The sequence below is a fragment of the Pseudomonas sp. NC02 genome, assembly GCF_002874965.1.
Lineage (GTDB): Bacteria > Pseudomonadota > Gammaproteobacteria > Pseudomonadales > Pseudomonadaceae > Aquipseudomonas.
This window is the reverse complement of record NZ_CP025624.1, coordinates 1004572-1020532: the sequence shown is the minus strand read 5'-3', so window position 1 is coordinate 1020532 and position 15961 is coordinate 1004572. Positions and strand designations below refer to the sequence as shown.

Here is a 15961-nt window from a genome sequence, read left to right as displayed (position 1 = left end):
GGCCTACTTCGCTTCGGTCGCTGCGTCACTAAAACAGAGAATTCTCAATGCCTAACAAGATCGACAAGCACATCCGCTTGCGCGTCAATTCGCCTGCCGCCGCCGTAAAGCCTGCCCGTTGGCGCTACCTGATCCTCATGCCCTGGTTGTTGGCGCCCCTGGAAAGCACCCTGGCCGCCGTCCCCAGCGAATGGAAAAACACCGCCTATGCCTATGAGGCCGAACACAAGCCCCTGCGGGATGTGCTGGAAGACTTCGCCCAGACCTTCGGCACCCAACTGCAAATCGACGGCCTCCTCGAAGGCAACGTCAACGGCAAGATACGCGCCAATACCCCACAATCGCTTCTCGACAGGCTCGGCGTCGAGCACCGCTTCCAGTGGTACCTGTACAACAACACGCTGTACGTCAGCACCCTGGACCAACAGGAATCTGCACGCCTGGAGGTCTCTTCCGAGACCATCGCCGACCTCAAGCAGGCCCTCACCGATATAGGCTTGCTCGATAGCCGCTTCGGCTGGGGCGAATTGCCTGAGGACGGCGTCGTACTGGTCTCCGGGCCCAAGCGCTATATCGAACAGATCAAGCAGTTCAGCAGCCAGCGCAAGTCCCCGGATGAAAAGCAGAGCGTCCTCAGCTACCCGCTGAAGTTCGCCAATGCGGCGGACCGCCAGATTGATTATCGCGGCGAGAAACTGACCATCCCAGGCGTTGCCAGCATGCTGCGGGGGCTGCTGGAACCTCGCACGGCCTCGACGCTTTCAGGCATGAGCCCACGCCCTCCCTCTGCCTCCCAACCCTCACCCATAACCCCGGTATTTCCGCGCCTGAGTAACCCGATGCTGGGGCAAATGCTCGGCCAGGCGATGAACCCGGTGCCGTCGGACACCGGCATGTCACTCACCCCTCGGGCACCGGTCTCCACCAGCAAAATCCGAGTCGAAGCCGATGTGCGCAACAACGCCATCCTGATCTACGACCTGCCGGAGCGCCAGGCGATGTACCGTGAGCTGATCAGCCAGCTCGACGTAGCCCGCAAGCTGGTGGAAATCGATGCGATCATTCTTGATATCGAGCGCACTCAACTGCGGGAATTCGGGATTAGATGGGGTTTTCAAAACAGCCGTTTCCGGGGTGGCGTGAACATGGCGCCCGGGTCTTCATCACAGCTGTCGATCGAGCACCGTGATCGTTTCAACGCCGATATTCGCGCATTGGAGCAACGTGGCCTGGCGACCATGGTGTCCAACCCGTCGGTGCTTACTTTGGAAAACCAGCCGGCGGTGATCGATTTCAACCGCACCCAATACCTCACCGCCGGCACCGAGACTGCAACCATCCTGCCCATCACGGTCGGCACCAGCTTCCAGGTGGTACCGAGGGTGATCACTACCCGCGGCAATCACCAGATCCACCTGGTGGTGGATATCGAGGACGGTAACTTCGACGAGTCCAACCCCGCGCGCACCAGCCCCGATGTACGCCGCGGCAAAGTCAGCACCCAGGCGGTCATGGCGGAAAAACGTTCGCTGGTGGTCGGTGGCTTCCATGTCACTGAAAGCACCGACAAACAAAGCAAGATCCCTCTTCTGGGAGACATTCCGCTGCTGGGCAAGGCCCTGTTTTCTTCCTCCGAGCGCCAGAACAACCGGCGCGAACGCCTGTTTATCCTGACGCCGCGCGTGATCGGCGATCAGGCTGATCCTTCACGCTACTTGCCCCAGGAGGATCAAGCCGAACTGCAGGCCGCACTCAAGCCATTGGCCCGGCGGTATGCCGAGCATCAACCGGTGATCAAGCGCAGCGACATCACCAGCACCCTGGCTCACCTCGTCAGCGGGCAAGTACCCACGGCCTTCAAGGCCGCGCCCATGCCACTGGGCCTGGACACCTTGTGCAGCACCCGCGAGCTATTGGCCCTGAACACCGAACGCAGCCAATGGTATGCAGGCCCGCAGTTCAATGTGGCCGTGGTGGTGGTACGCAATCAGTTCAACCGTAACGTGCGCATCGATGAAAAAGAATGCAGCAACTCCCAGACCCTGGCCGTCAGCGTCTGGCCACGTGCCTGGCTCAAGCCGGGAGAAGAGGCGGAGGTATTTATCGCCATGCGGCCCGTGGTCAAAGATGAACACATCGGTGTGTCCCGCCCCTCCCTGATCACCCCCACCCGGAAGAACGCGCCATGAAACGCCTACTCACCCTCCTCGGCCTGGCCCTGCTTATCGTTGGTTGTACGCCGACGTGCAAGGGCGACTCCTGTTCACGCCCGCAATCGGGCGCCGATAAGCTGGTGGTCTGGTGGCCGCCGCAGATGCGCGTCGAATCCGGCCCTGCCGGCGAGCGCTCCGACTATCAAACGATCTCACTGGAACGGTAAGTTCCATGGGGCCGAACGATACGTCGTCTCGCCAGGTATTCCTGGATAACCTGGTGGGCGGCAAGGACGCCCACCTGTCCCTCGGCCCGGGCATAAGCGTGTGCCGGTTAAAGGCCGGTGGTAAACCCGGGCTTGCGTTGCTGGTCGACCGTGGAGCGCTGGAAGCCGGACAGTTGGAACGGGTACTGGAGCGGCTTTTTGAACAGGCGGTGGCGTTTGACGGCTGCTTTGCCTGTCTCGATGCCAGGGATGCCCTGGTGATCTGGCACGCGCTGCCGGCAGGTGCAGAGGAGGCAGATGACATCATCGGCAAGCTGCTTTCGCTGGGCTGCCTCGATATGCTGGACGTGCACCGCTACCGTTAACGTTGCTTAAGCTCCGGAAACTCCAGCGTTTCACGCTTGGCCTCGTCATTGAGCTCACGCAGGGTGCGGTAGAGGAACGCTACCGCCTGCAACGTCTCCCGGGGAATGTTCGCCCCAAGCTTCTTCTCGTACAGCGTGCGCGCGAGCCATACACACTGGATCACCGGCACGTCGGCCGCCTTGGCCCGGTCTATCAGTTTCCGGGCCTCGGCATCCGTGCCTTTATCCACCAGCAGCGGCAGCGGCGTTTTGCCCGGCCGGTAGTACAGCGCGACCGCAAAGTGCGTCGGGTTGACCACCAACATGTCAGCCTCCTCCAGCTTGGGCAGCTTGACCTTCGGCTCCTCCTGGGCCAGCTGTTGGGCCAGGGCGCGGCGCTGCCCCTTGACGTGAGGGTCGCCCTCCATGTCCTTGTATTCCTTGACCACCTCTACCTGAGTCATGCGCATGCTCTTGGCAAAGAAGTGCTTCTGCAGCGCCATGTCGATCAATGCCAGGACCAGCAGCAATCCCAGGCAAGCGTGCAGCAGATGGCGAAACAGGATGATCAGCGCGAGGATGTAACTCTGCAGGTCGCTGGTGGCCAGATTGATCAAGGCCCCTAGTGACGGCCTGATCACCACGTACAAAATCAGCGCAAGCAGTAGCGCCTTGGCCAACCCCATCAACAGGTTCGTCACTGACTTGGCAGAGAACATCTGCTTGACCTGGCTGAGTGGATTGAGACGGCTGAAATTCAGCTTCAGGCTTTCCGGCGCAAACAGGAAACCGAACTGAATCCAGCCGCTGATCAACTTCACCGCGATCGCCAGTCCGGCCATCAGCAAGGCGAAGGAAAAAAACACGATCAAGCCTTCCGTCAGCACTTCCTCCAGCGCCCGCACAAAGGGCTGCCCGAAACGTGACATGGGCATCACCAGCAACTGCTGGAAGCGCTGCATGCTGGTTTCGGCGGTGAACAACGCGATTTCGCTGAGGGCGGTCAACACCAGTAGCTTACCGACGTCCTGGCTTTGGGCGACCTGGCCTTTCTGGCGCTGATCCTTGAGTTTCTTGGGCGTGGCCGCGTGTTTTTTCTCACCCGAATCACTCATGTCCCGAGCCCCTGAACATCAGGCCGAGGGAATGCTTGAGGTCTCCCAACTGCGCCATGCGCCCGACGATCAAGTCCTGCAACAGCGGGAAGTACAGCAGCAGGATAACCAGCCCCGCCAGGCTCTTGACCGGCGTTGCCAGGGTAGAGACTTGCAATTGCGGGCTGTACAGGCCCAACAAGGCGAAGCCGAACTCCAGGAACAGCAGCACGGCAATAAACGGTGCGGCATACAGCATCATGTGGGTAAAAGTATCGCCCAGCAGCCCGATGAATACACTGAACCCATTGACCGCCGGCAGCGGCAACCAGGCGGTTGGCGGCCAGATCAGGTAGCTGTCCCAGATCACTTGGGTCAGCACGCTCAAGCCCAGGACGGCAATCAGCAAATAAATCACCAACTGTTTGAACAGGTGCCCGATCGGCGTCGCATCCGGCCCCAGCGAGGGGTTGAGTTGGCCACCCGCCAAAGCCCCCCGCTGGTTATCCAGCAGTGCGCCCACTGACTCGAACATCCAGAACGGCATGGCCAACAGAATCCCCAGCAAAAACCCCAGGGCAGCTTCCTTGAGTACCAACCCGCTGATCATCAGCGCGGAGTAATCCTTGGCAGCCAGGACGGCATGAATGCCGGGCGCCGGAATCAACGCCATGACCATCACGATGATGTGGCGGGGCATACCGCGTATATGTTGGAAACAAAACGCAGGCACCAGAAATGCACAGGGATAAATGCGCGCCATGGCCACGAGCAGGCTGGGCAGGAATTCAAGATAAAGCAGCACACGCAGGCCCTCAGTTCAATGCCGAGCGGGCAATCATGTCGAACATCAGGTTGATCAGTTGGATCAGCTCCACGCCAATCCAGCGACCGGTCAAAATCAGCGTGATGCCCACCGCAACCAGCTTGATGCCAAAGGGCAGCGTCTGGTCCTGTATCTGCATCAGGGCCTGCACCAGCGACGTCAACACACCGACGACCACCGCCACGATCAGCGGCGGCGCCGACAGCACCACCACCAGCAACATGCCCTGCTTGAACAGCACGATCGGTTCCATAGGGCACTCAGAGGTAAGAAAGGAACAGGCTGTCGAGCAGCCGCGACCACCCGGAAACCATGACGAACAACAGCAGTTTGAGCGGCAGCGAAATGGTCATGGGCGAGACCATCTGCATACCGAGGGCCAACAGCAGGTTGGACACAATCAAATCGATGACGATGAACGGGATGTAGATCAGAAAGCCGATCTCGAACCCCGCCTGCAGTTGCGACAGCACGAAGGCCGGGACCAGCAGGATCAAGTCTTCGCGCTGGGTGCTCTGCGCCATTTCAGGCGGCCACATGCGCGCACTGTTTTCCAGCAGGTGAGTCAACACATCGGCATCGGTGTTGCGCAGCATGAACGCACGCAACGGCTGTATGGCCGCCTGCCCGGTTTCCAGAAGGCTTTGCACGCTACTCGTGTCCACGGGCGAGGCCTTGACGTTCTCGGCGATCTGGTACCCCACGGGCGCCATGATGAACAGTGTCGCAGCCAGCGCTATTCCGTTGATGGCCATGCTCGGCGGTACCTGCTGCACGCCGATGGCGTTACGGGTGATCATCAGCACAATCACGATCTTCAAGAACGATGTGCAGATGATCAGCAGCATTGGCATCAGCGACAACGAACCTAAAAACAGCGCCAGGACAAGAGGGTCGACCCCCTGAAATGTCATCGCGAAAAAATCACGCGGGACAACTGCAAACCAAGGCGCCCATCTACTTCCACCAACTGCCCTTGCCCTATCGGCCTGTCGCCGTAATAAAGCCCGGCCATGCCCGGCGCGTACCCGGCAATGCCCAACACCGCACCGGGGGCGAGATTGCGCAGTTCGCCCAGGGTCAGGTTCAGGGTGCCACAACGTACCGTCAGGGCCATGTTCAACTCATCGAAAGGCTCGTGGCCAAAGACATCCACTACCGGTTCATCCAGCTCATCCCCCGGGTACTGCGATGTTGCAAAATCCTCGTCCACGGACGTTTCCTCGATCGAAACAAGCGTCAGGCACAACGGCCCGGATTCATCATCAATGCACCCTTGCAGCCGGTGCTTGCCGACATACAGGTGACCATTGCCCTGCACATCGAAAAAGGGTTGCTCAAGCATCACCACGTCACCGGCACGGACACCGCTCAATTGCGTGATGGATAGCTTCAGGCGGCCCAGGGTCATCGCCACTGCCAACTGGAACGACGCCGGCAATGGCCCCGCTATCGACTGCCACGGGCCGGCCTCGCACAGTGCCAGCAAGCGCTCTGGAGTCAGCCACAGGTAACCCACGACCCTGGACTTCCCCAGCGTCACCGTGAAGCGACAACCGAAGTTCAATTTCCTGGGCGCCGGCAGCAACCGCAGGAAGCCAAACAGCCCCCGCACCTGCGGGCTCAGGTGGTGCTGGAACAGTTCCCAGAACCACGAGTCTGGATCGTTGTCGGCCTCCGCCAGCGTCACCGGGCACTCCCCCAGCAGGCTGAACAGCGGCCCTGGTTCGGCGAAAGCCAGCACCCCGCAGGCGCTCTCGAAAAACAGCGGCTTGACGCCTGCGGGGGCACGGCCCGGTTCCATCAACAGTTCACCGTTCTGCCCCGCGACCTGAAACGCCATGCGCAAGCCGCGCCCCAGCCTGCGCCGCGCCGCGACATTGGCGCCGCTGACCACCGGCAAGGTTAAAAACGGCATGATCATGCCGGGTCCACAGGTGCCAGGTGTACGGTGACAGGCTGCGCCAACGCGCCGGCCAGCCCGTCCTCAAGGTGCTGGCGCACCCCAGGCAACCAGCGCGCGGTGCGCTCTTCCTGCGCCTCCAGCTCAACGTTCCAGGTACCTTGCTCGCGGCGCACGCTGGCGTTGATCCGCCCCAGGCTCGGCAGGTAAAGCACAGCGTGCAAAGGCCACTGAACAGCGGCGTGAATCCGCGGTGCCAACTGCTCGGTCATGGCCGCGATCATCGCGGCATGACTTGATGCAGGGGTTCCCGGTAGGGCGGAACCGAAACCGCCCCCTTCATCATCGTTGCCAAACAGCTGGGCAAATAACCGTCCGTGCTCCCATGGCACTATCGCCCCCGGGCCGGGTTCACGTTCATCCCGAGGCTCGCCCGGACGCGGGCGCTCAGGACTGTTCACTGGAACTTGCGTCATGTTTCTTCCTGCACGGCTTCTTCCTGCCCCAACAAAAGGGACAGTTCCTGGAGTTTTTCAACCTCGCGCAAGCACTGGGTAACCTGCTTCTGCGCGCTGTCGATGTGGATCAACTGCTCATCGCGCTGGCCGTGCAGCTCATGTAACTGCCCTTCTTCGCGGCGGGTGTCGGCGGACAACGTGCGCTCCTGGGCATTCCAGGACTTGATGTCCTGGAACGAGATCACTTGCCCTTGATGCTTGCTCAGCAACTCAGCGGTTTTCCGGGCTTCGTCCAGCCGGGTCTGCTCAAGGGCATCCGCCGCCTGCCGGATCTGCAACAGCAGCGCTTGCTGTTGCCTTTTGGCGGCACGCAGCGCGCGCTCCGCCCGGTCAGCCCGGTGCTTGCGCAAACGCCGCAAGGTATCGATTTCAGAAAGGGACATCGGTGGTCAACTCCATCAATTGGTCCAGCGTCATCGCCATCGCGGCCGGCTCACGCAGGTCCTGGCGCAGAAAGCCATCGACGGCCTGGCGGCTGTCCACCGCCAGGTCGGTCAGGGCATCACTGCCGGGTTGGTACTCGCCCAACTTGAGCATCAGTTCGATCTGCTGGTACGCCGACAACAAGCGGCGCAAGGCGGTGCCCGCCCTTATATGCTCGGGCGTGGCGACGTTGCTCAAGATCCGCGAAAGGCTGCCCAGCACATCCACCGCCGGGTAGTGGCCACGCTCGGCCAGCTTGCGTGACAACACGATGTGGCCGTCGAGCAGGGAGCGCACTTCATCCGCTACCGGATCGTTCATCGAGTCCTGCTCGATCAGCACGGTGTAGATGGCGGTAATCACTCCGTCACGGGTCAGCCCGGCCCGCTCCACCAGGCGCGGCATCAGGCTGTATACCGACGGTGGCAAGCCGCCGCGGCCCAGGGGCTCGCCCGCGGCCAGGCCGATTTCACGCTGGGCCCGGGCAAATCGGGTCAGGGAGTCAATCAGCAGCAGTACCCGCTGGCCCTTGCGCCGGAACCCTTCGGCCAGCGCTGTCGCAGTGAACGCCGCGCGGGCGCGTTCCATGCTTGAGCGGTCGGAGGTGGCACACACCAGCACCGCCTTGGCGCGCAGCTGATCATCCAGCTCATGGTCAAGAAATTCCCGCAGCTCGCGGCCGCGCTCACCAATCAACCCGAACACGATCACATCGCACTCGACGTTTCGGGCGATCTCGGCCAACAAGGTGGTCTTGCCGCAGCCCGCGCCGGCGAACAGGCCGACGCGCTGCCCTTCTCCCAGCGTGATCAATCCATCGATCGAGCGTACGCCGGTGGACAACGCCCGGCTGATTCTGGGGCGTTCGGTAGGCAACGGCGCCTCGCACAACACCGTGCTCGCCTCTGCGATGTCGGCCTCCACAAAGGCGCTGGGGCCATCGCCCGCAATCGGCCGGCCAAACCCATCGAGCACCTGGCCGAGCAAATCGTCGCCGACCCGTACCCGGTGTGGCACCCCCAGGCGTTGCACACTGGCACCCACGCGCACGCCTTCAAGATTGCCCAACGCACTCAGCACTGCATCCTGCTGGTCGAAACCGATGATCTCCGCCAGCATGTATTCACCGATGGACTTTTCGACCTGGCACAAATCACCGATGCGCGCCTGGGGCAGCCGGCATTGCAACAACATGCCGTTCACCCGCTGGATACGACCGCGCACCGACACCGGTGCGAAGCTGACCAGCGCACTCGACTGGCGTTGCTCCCAGGCCTCAAGACGGGCTTGCAGGTCACGGCTCACCAGCGCACCTCGAAGCGTTGCTTACCGTCGAACACCACCTTGGTGTTATCGATCAGCACCAGTCGCAAGCCGTCCACTTCATCCCCCACAAACAGTCGGTTCCCCTGTTCCAGAACCACGTGACCGTTGGGGCCGCCGACAATCTGCAAAATCTTGAAAGGGAACGTTCCGTCGCGAGTCCTGACCCGGCTCATCACCGGCACCGCGGTATCGAACTGTTCGCCAAACCGGCTGAGCATGCGCGATACCAACTCCATGTCTTCCTGGAGTACATCGCCGTCGAGCAGCACCTGGTCATTGACCAACTGGATGCTTATACGGTTGATCAATTCGCGCTCGCTGAGCATCCTGAGCAACTGCTGGCGCACCTCGAAAGGTGAGGCCAGCTCGTTCTTGCGGATCACCGGTGACATCAACGACGCCTGGGCTTCGCGGTCACCGCTAGTGGTCATGCCCAGCGCGGTGATGATGACCGCAACGACGACGACCAGGCTGATCAAGCGTTTCTGCTGCGTGCTCGAAATTGAAGAAAGCTTCAGCGGCACGAGGGGCTCGGCCGCTGGCGTGGGCGCCTGTTCGGCAGTCACCGTCGGCTGAGGCCAGGGCTGGTCGGCGCGGGTGACGCAGAGCCGAACGTTGCCAATCGAAAATGTCGTGTTGAGTGCCAGGTCGGCAATCTGCGCCAGGATCAGGCCGGCGGCATCCTGCATCACCCCTCCCTCGGCCTGCACCGACCAGCGCTGGTCAACACACTGCAATCGCACATGACGCTCGGCAATGCCCGGGTCGTATAGCGCCAGGTCAGCGTCAGGGTGCGCACCAATGCTCCACTGCTCGCCGAACAACGGCAGCGCCGCCCCCTGGTGCAAACCATCGAGTACTCGTAGCTCAAACATTGTCAGGCCCTCATGGCCGCACGGACCAAACGGCCCCACGCAGCACCGTCCGTTTCAAGGCAATGCGCAATCGCCAAAACAGTACTCATGCCACGGCCCCACGCAGCAGATCGTCATGACTCAGGTCAAACCGCCCCAGCACCTTGACCTTCGACGAACTGCCCAACTCGGCAAACGACAACACCGGCACATGGTTGAACTCTTCCACAAGCAATGTCCGCAGGGGGCTGCGCAAGTCTTGCGCAACCAGCAGCACACTTTTGCTCTTGGCCCGCACGGTAAAGGCTTGCTTGAGCAAGCTCACCAGCGTCGCACTGCTGTCGTTGTCGAGGGAAAAGAACACCCCGGTCTGGGTCTGGCGCAGCGCCTCGCGCAGGACATTCTCGGTATGCGGTGACAACAACCAGGCGTGCAGGCCATCAGCTTCGCTGTACTGGTGCAGAATCTGCGACTTGAGGGCGATTCGCGCATAGTCGGCCAGGGCATCCGCTTCACGCTCATGCTGGCCGTACTCGATCAACGACTCGACAATCAACCGCACCGCCCGCAGCGGAACGCCCTCGCTGGCCAGGCGCTGCAACACGGCAGAGAAGCGCGAAAGCGGCATGATCCGCTGCAGCTCCTGAACCAGCTCCGGCTGGTTGAACTCGAGCCAGCTGAGAATCGACTTGCACTCCTGGATACCGAGAAACTGCGGCCCGCTGAGCAGCATCGCGCGTGTCATGCGCTCGATGATCAAGTCATGGGCGGTATGGCGTTCAAGCTGTGCATCGTCGAGCAGCGGATCATCGGGCGCCAACCATAACCAGTCTTGCTCGTCTCGCTCCGCCAGACCCTGGGTACCTGCTTGTGGCTCGACGCCCAGCGCCGCCGATTCCACCGCGACCCGATCACCGAAGGTAGCTTTGATCACAGGGACTTCGTGCACGCAAAAGCGAAACTCATCGTCGGATAAGGCGGGAATAAACTCGACGTTAAACGGCGGCAGTGTCAGGCCGATATGGGCAACCAGGCGGTTTCGGGCCTGGCGAATGCCATGAACCACTTGCGCTGTTCGGTCAGAGCCCTGCAGGCCCGATGAAAACTGCAGCAAGTAAGGCCGGGATGGATCAAAGGCGCGCAGGTCTTCGTCACCGTTGATCTCCGCCGGGACGGCGTCAGCCGCCGTATCTGCAGGCGCGTCCTGCTTTTGACGCTGACGCATGAGGTAATAACCCAGCGAGCCCGTCATCAGCGAAATGAGGATAAAGACCACCGTCGGCATGCCCGGAAGCGCTGCAAAAGCCAGCATGCCGATCGAAGCAATGATCCAGCTCTTGGGCTCACTGGTCATTTGCCGGGCGATTTCGGCGCCCATGTTATTGGCCCCTTTATTCGCCCCGGCCGGTGCTACACGGGTAATGATCATGCCGGCCGTCAGGGAGATCAGCAGTGCGGGAATCTGCGCAATCAGGCCATCGCCAATCGTCAGTACCGAATACAGCGCCATGGAGTCGGCGGCGCTCATGCCATGCTGGAACATGCCGGTGCTGAACCCGCCCAGCAAGTTGATCACCACGATAATCAGCCCGGCCACGGCATCGCCCTTGACGAACTTCATGGCCCCGTCCATCGCCCCGAACAGCTGGCTCTCACGGGACAACTGCTCGCGTTTGTCGCGCGCCTGTCCACCATCGATCAGGCCGGCACGCAAGTCGCTGTCGATGGACATCTGCTTGCCGGGCATGGCATCCAGGCTGAAGCGCGCCGCCACTTCGGCGACACGCTCCGAACCCTTGGTGATCACCAGGAAGTTGACGATGGTCAGGATCATGAAGATCACCAACCCCACCGCCAGGTTGCCCCCCACCACGAAGTTGCCGAAGGCCTCCACAATGTCACCGGCGTCCTGCTCCAGCAGGATCAGGCGCGTGGTCGCAATCGACAATGCCAGGCGGAACATGGTGGTCAACAGCAGGATCGACGGGAACGAGGAAAACGCAAGCGGCCCGGGCAGGTACAGCGCCAGCACGATCAACAGGCACGAAATGCAAATGTTGACGGCAATCAGGATATCCACCAGCCAGGTCGGCAACGGCACGATAAAGATGAACACAATGCCCAGGATCACGACCGCACCCAGCACCTCGGCGCGTTGTGCAACCTTGAGCAGTATCGCGTTGACTGCCCGCAGCGCACTCATGAGTGGTTTATCGGCAGCGCGCCGACATGCCGGGAGCCTCGTTCGATGCGAGCGTACTCATCCATTACCACCATGAAATTGTGCAACGCTTCCTGGCGGCCCTTGCTGTCGCGCCACAACGCCAGGGGCAGGCTCCCGAGCACGGGGTAAAGGGCATTGAGCGAAACAATCTGGACGGATGATGCCGGCCCACCCAACTCGCAGGCCAGGCGCTGGACTTCGGCAGACGCGATGCCCGTGCCCGCGTAACCGAGAATGCGCTGCAGCAGCGCTACGGTGTCCCGATCAATTTCGGGGTGCAATACGGCCAGCCGATCGATCAAGTCACGGCAGCTGGCCAGCACACTGCCCAGTTGACCACAACTGCTCAACCCCAACAGCAAGGTGCGCAGCTGGGCGGTGGGGAGCGAAGGGCAATACGCCGCAATGTCGTCTGCCAGGGCCCGACGCATCAATTTCAACCCGCGGCCAAACTCATCGCCACCGAACAACCCCAACAGCGCCTGCATCATGCTGGCGAGCGATTGCCGGGCGACCACGCTGGCGTAATACACACTGCGTACCGCCTGCCGCAAACTCGGGTCGTCACTGCTTGCCTGCAAGGCCTGCGCGATGTTCAGGCCGGCCTGGATCTGCGGCTTGAAGCGGACCTCCAGCCGCGCCAGGGCATCGCTGGCCAGCGCCGCCTCGGAGGTACGCGCTTCAGCTTGTGCCTGCGCAGCCACCTGCTTGAGTACGACAAACGTACGGGCCGGGTCGTTTCCTGTCAGCTCCAGCAACTTCTCGAGGCTGGGCTTGAGCAACAGTTGAACCCTGATGGAGCGCGCAATGGTCGCCAGTGTTGCCTGAGCGGGATGGCCCAGTTGCTCATAGAGTTGTGTCAACTGCGCCACAGGCGTCACGCCCAGCCCCAACATACGCCGGCTCAAGGCCTTGCTGTTGAGTTCAACCTCCAGGCCGAACAGCGCCTCGAAATTGTCGACCGCCGTCCCGGCGGGTGCCTGGCGAACTGGCGGGTTATCAATACTCGCTGGAACAGGCTGATCCAGGCTCTGGTTTTTTTGCACATCAATAGAAGGATCAAGTTTCATGGAGATGCCTGGACAGGAAGTTTCGTTTCCTTGTGTGGCTGGCAATCCCGTTACGGTTCCATGTTTATCGACGATACCGGGCATGTGAAAAGATCGGCACGCGCCCGCAGCCACTTGTGCAAAACCTTGCACAAAAAAGCCTGGAAACAAGATATTTATTTATATAAATCAATTAGTTGTGAATTTTTTTCCCTTGGCACAGGCAGTGCTAAGAGGGTTCCCGTCGAAATCATTTCGACCGTGTCTACCCTGAGGAAAAAATCATGGATATCCCTATCGATGTTTTAGTTCACCTTACACCTGACCCGCACCGCTCCATCCAGAACCTGTCGGAAGACCACCACAAGAAACTCCGGCGCTTCATTCATAAACGCGTACTCAACCCGGAAGATGCAGACGATATTCTGCAACTGACGTACCTGGAGGCCTGGCGCAGCCGAGACCGCTTCAGCGGCCAGGCCACCGTCAGCACGTGGATGTGCGGGATTGCCCAGAACCTGATCCGCAATCACTTTCGGCGCATGTATGCCAAGCCGGTGCATTGCGAGTTCGATGAGGCGCTGTGGCATGGGCAGGAAGACAACAACAACCTGGACTGGCAGTTCGAGGTCAACCGCAAGCTCGAAAGAACCCTGCGGGCGATCACGGATTTGCCGCTGGAAATGCGTAAAACGCTGTACGCCTCACTGGAGACCGACGGCAGCTACCAGGACACCGCCGACGCCATGGACATCCCCATTGGCACCGTGCGCTCACGTTTGTCCCGGGCGCGCGAACACCTGAAGCGGGCCACCTACAACCCGCTGTAGGCGTAAATCAGGGCACCGGCGCAACGCCGACACCCTTTGCAGGAGCAGTTGATTTACCCGTTTGACGCAAGCGTTGGGCAGCAGGGATATCTGCCCGACTCGATTGACCTAGTATCAGGCCTTTTTGGTACGCGGCAACAGAATCGCCAACACCCCGAACAGCGGCAGGAACGAGCACAGCGTGTACACGTACTCGATGCCGTGGATGTCTGCCAGGTGCCCCAGCAACGCCGCACCGATCCCGCCAAAACCGAACATCAGACCGAAGAACACCCCGGCGATCATCCCCACATTGCCCGGCACCAATTCTTGCGCGTACACCACAATCGCCGAGAACGCCGAAGCCAGGATAAAGCCGATCACCACGCTCAGGATGCTGGTCCAGAACAGGTCCACATGGGGCAGAATCAGGGTGAACGGCGCCACGCCGAGGATCGAAAACCAGATCACTGCCTTACGGCCGATCTTGTCGCCAATCGGCCCGCCAAAGAACGTGCCCGCCGCCACCGCGCCGAGGAACAGGAACAGATGCAGCTGGGAACTGGCCACCGACAGGTCGAACTTCTCGATCAGGTAGAAGGTGAAGTAACTGGTGAAACTGGCCATGTAGAAGTACTTGGAAAACACCAGCAGCCCCAGCACCAACAGCGCGCTCAGCACCCGGCCCTTGGACAGGCCGTGAGTGGCCGCCTGGCCTTGCTTGAGCTTGAACAGGTTCAAGTGGTGGGCGTACCAGCGGCTGATCGCATACAGCACAAACAACGCAAACACCGCGAACAGGCCGAACCAGGCCACATTGCCCTGGCCGAACGGAATGATGATCGCCGCCGCCAGCAACGGGCCGAAGGCCGAGCCGGCATTACCGCCCACTTGGAACGTCGACTGCGCCAAACCATAACGCCCGCCCGAGGCCAGGCGCGCCACGCGGGAGGCTTCCGGGTGGAAGGTCGACGAGCCGATACCAATCAGCCCCGCCGCCAGCAGGATCAGCGGGAAGCTGCCCACTTGGGACATCATCAGGATGCCCACCAGCGTACAGATCATCCCGCAGGGCAACAGGTACGGCTTGGGATGACGGTCGGTGTAATAACCGACCCACGGCTGCAGCAGGGACGCGGTGAGCTGGAACGTGAGGGTGATCAGGCCGACCTGGGTGAACGTCAGGCCGTAATTGGCCTTGAGCATCGGGTAGATCGAGGGCAGTACCGACTGGATCAAGTCATTGATCAAATGCGCCAGCGCCACCGCGCCGATTACACGCATCACCAACGGGCTGGTTTGCCCGGCGGCAGGCGCCGTAGCCACGGAGGGCTGGGAATTGCTCAGAGCCATGGGAGGTTTTCCGTACAGCAGATGGATGCACAGGTGCAGGTGCGACAATGTGCCACTTTTGGGTGCAGGAAGGCTATCCCGTTAGCAGGCTAACGAGTAGATGAATCGATGCAGCGGTCATGGTTTGTAAAGGGCCAGCAAGATGAATCCCTTTAATTTGCGGGACGTTTCCTAGAGAATCTTTCGGCCTTGTGCCTGGGGGAGTCGGTGGCTAGTCTTCGGTCCGTCGCTGGTTTTCAGTGATCGGGTTTAGTCGCCCGGACTTATATCAGGCGCATGCTCCCATGAGGTTTCATGGTGGCTGTGCGCAGGGCACCTTCGGGTGCGCCGGGTTTTCCTGATTAGCCGGTCGACTAACCTGCGTACAGCCGCCACCCTTCGTTTAGTCGCGAGCGGTACGGCTCCAAGTTAATCAGGAGCTATGCCATGTTTAAAATTGTCCCCGATCCACCCCGTGACCAGGCCAAAGACCGCGCCGCCTTCACCCGAGCGCTCGACCACTACTTGCCGACCGATCCGCCGCAACCCTCGACAAACTTCTACGCCATCAGCGACGAAATCAGCTTCGAAGACTCCCTGCTCTTCACTGCCGACCTGCTGCACAGCGCCTCGGCCACCGCGCTCGACTGTGGCGAACAACTGCAAAGCCCCGAGCGTGCGAAAGTCCTCGCGGTATGGCACCTGCTGGAAATCGCCAAGGCCATGGTCGACCGCTCGATAGAGTGCCTGCACCCGCGCAAAACCTGACGCGCGAACGCCAGAACACCGCAGATCAAATGTGGGAGCGGGCTTGCTCGCGAAGGCGGTGGACCAGCCAATACCTCTGCTGACTGACACACCGCATTCGCGAGCAAGCCC

17 protein-coding genes are annotated in these 15961 nt (G+C 60.9%); 5 read left to right on the top strand and 12 right to left on the bottom strand.

Going from position 1 to position 15961, the window contains the following annotated elements; all coding sequences use genetic code 11:
* Window positions 1-47 precede the first annotated feature (47 nt).
* Genes sctC through C0058_RS04565 form a run of 3 tightly spaced genes read left to right on the top strand, consistent with a single transcriptional unit; the run spans window position 48 to window position 2745 of the window.
* Window positions 48-2189, top strand: a complete 2142-nt coding sequence (sctC, locus tag C0058_RS04575; RefSeq protein WP_102368121.1) for a type III secretion system outer membrane ring subunit SctC — start codon at window positions 48-50, stop codon at window positions 2187-2189.
* Window positions 2186-2380 carry an HrpT family type III secretion system protein gene (gene hrpT / locus C0058_RS04570; RefSeq protein WP_003208370.1) on the top strand — a complete coding sequence of 65 codons (195 nt, stop codon included), beginning with the start codon at window positions 2186-2188 and terminating at the stop codon, window positions 2378-2380. Before sctC ends, hrpT begins: the two co-directional genes overlap by 4 nt.
* Window positions 2381-2385: 5 nt before the next feature.
* Window positions 2386-2745 (top strand): transcriptional regulator, encoded by a 360-nt coding sequence (locus C0058_RS04565; protein WP_102368120.1) that lies wholly within the window; start codon window positions 2386-2388, stop codon window positions 2743-2745.
* Here C0058_RS04565 and sctU read toward each other — a convergent pair.
* The 11 genes from sctU to sctW form a co-directional block, all read right to left on the bottom strand.
* Entirely contained in the window at window positions 2742-3839 is a 1098-nt protein-coding gene (gene sctU, locus C0058_RS04560) for a type III secretion system export apparatus subunit SctU (protein ID WP_102368119.1), read from the bottom strand. The genes C0058_RS04565 and sctU overlap by 4 nt on opposite strands.
* Window positions 3832-4623, bottom strand: a complete 792-nt coding sequence (gene sctT / locus C0058_RS04555) for a type III secretion system export apparatus subunit SctT (protein ID WP_003208364.1) — start codon at window positions 4621-4623, stop codon at window positions 3832-3834. Before sctT ends, sctU begins: the two co-directional genes overlap by 8 nt.
* A gap of 10 nt (window positions 4624-4633) precedes the next feature.
* Entirely contained in the window at window positions 4634-4897 is a 264-nt protein-coding gene (gene sctS / locus C0058_RS04550; RefSeq protein WP_003208363.1) for a type III secretion system export apparatus subunit SctS, read from the bottom strand.
* 7 nt (window positions 4898-4904) lie between these two features.
* Window positions 4905-5558: a type III secretion system export apparatus subunit SctR gene (gene sctR, locus C0058_RS04545; RefSeq protein WP_003208361.1), complete on the bottom strand. Its 654-nt coding sequence runs from the start codon at window positions 5556-5558 to the stop codon at window positions 4905-4907.
* Window positions 5555-6568, bottom strand: a complete 1014-nt coding sequence (locus tag C0058_RS04540; RefSeq protein WP_008430697.1) for a FliM/FliN family flagellar motor switch protein — start codon at window positions 6566-6568, stop codon at window positions 5555-5557. Before C0058_RS04540 ends, sctR begins: the two co-directional genes overlap by 4 nt.
* Window positions 6565-7023, bottom strand: coding sequence for a type III secretion system HrpP C-terminal domain-containing protein (locus C0058_RS32980; RefSeq protein WP_256579557.1), 459 nt, complete (start codon window positions 7021-7023; stop codon window positions 6565-6567). The genes C0058_RS04540 and C0058_RS32980 overlap by 4 nt, the downstream gene beginning before the upstream one ends.
* Window positions 7020-7448, bottom strand: coding sequence for a YscO family type III secretion system apparatus protein (locus tag C0058_RS04530; protein WP_003208357.1), 429 nt, complete (start codon window positions 7446-7448; stop codon window positions 7020-7022). The genes C0058_RS32980 and C0058_RS04530 overlap by 4 nt, the downstream gene beginning before the upstream one ends.
* Window positions 7435-8793: a FliI/YscN family ATPase gene (locus C0058_RS04525; protein WP_008430699.1), complete on the bottom strand. Its 1359-nt coding sequence runs from the start codon at window positions 8791-8793 to the stop codon at window positions 7435-7437. Before C0058_RS04525 ends, C0058_RS04530 begins: the two co-directional genes overlap by 14 nt.
* A complete protein-coding gene (locus tag C0058_RS04520) occupies window positions 8790-9689 on the bottom strand; it encodes an FHA domain-containing protein (protein WP_102368117.1) in 900 nt (299 codons plus the stop codon). The genes C0058_RS04525 and C0058_RS04520 overlap by 4 nt, the downstream gene beginning before the upstream one ends.
* Before the next feature lie 85 nt (window positions 9690-9774).
* Window positions 9775-11871 (bottom strand): type III secretion system export apparatus subunit SctV, encoded by a 2097-nt coding sequence (sctV, locus tag C0058_RS04515; RefSeq protein WP_102368116.1) that lies wholly within the window; start codon window positions 11869-11871, stop codon window positions 9775-9777.
* Window positions 11868-12962, bottom strand: coding sequence for a type III secretion system gatekeeper subunit SctW (gene sctW, locus C0058_RS04510; RefSeq protein ID WP_008430704.1), 1095 nt, complete (start codon window positions 12960-12962; stop codon window positions 11868-11870). The genes sctV and sctW overlap by 4 nt, the downstream gene beginning before the upstream one ends.
* A gap of 263 nt (window positions 12963-13225) precedes the next feature.
* Between sctW and C0058_RS04505 the strand changes: the two genes are divergently transcribed.
* Entirely contained in the window at window positions 13226-13771 is a 546-nt protein-coding gene (locus C0058_RS04505) for an RNA polymerase sigma factor (protein WP_003208348.1), read from the top strand.
* Window positions 13772-13885: 114 nt separating this feature from the next.
* On the opposite strand, the gene C0058_RS04500 is transcribed toward C0058_RS04505, so the two are convergent.
* Window positions 13886-15103 carry an MFS transporter gene (locus C0058_RS04500; RefSeq protein WP_102368115.1) on the bottom strand — a complete coding sequence of 406 codons (1218 nt, stop codon included), beginning with the start codon at window positions 15101-15103 and terminating at the stop codon, window positions 13886-13888.
* Window positions 15104-15529: 426 nt separating this feature from the next.
* Here C0058_RS04500 and C0058_RS04495 point away from each other — a divergent pair, with 426 nt between their 5' ends.
* Window positions 15530-15850: a DUF6124 family protein gene (locus C0058_RS04495; RefSeq protein ID WP_102368114.1), complete on the top strand. Its 321-nt coding sequence runs from the start codon at window positions 15530-15532 to the stop codon at window positions 15848-15850.
* The last annotated feature ends 111 nt before the right edge of the window (window positions 15851-15961 follow it).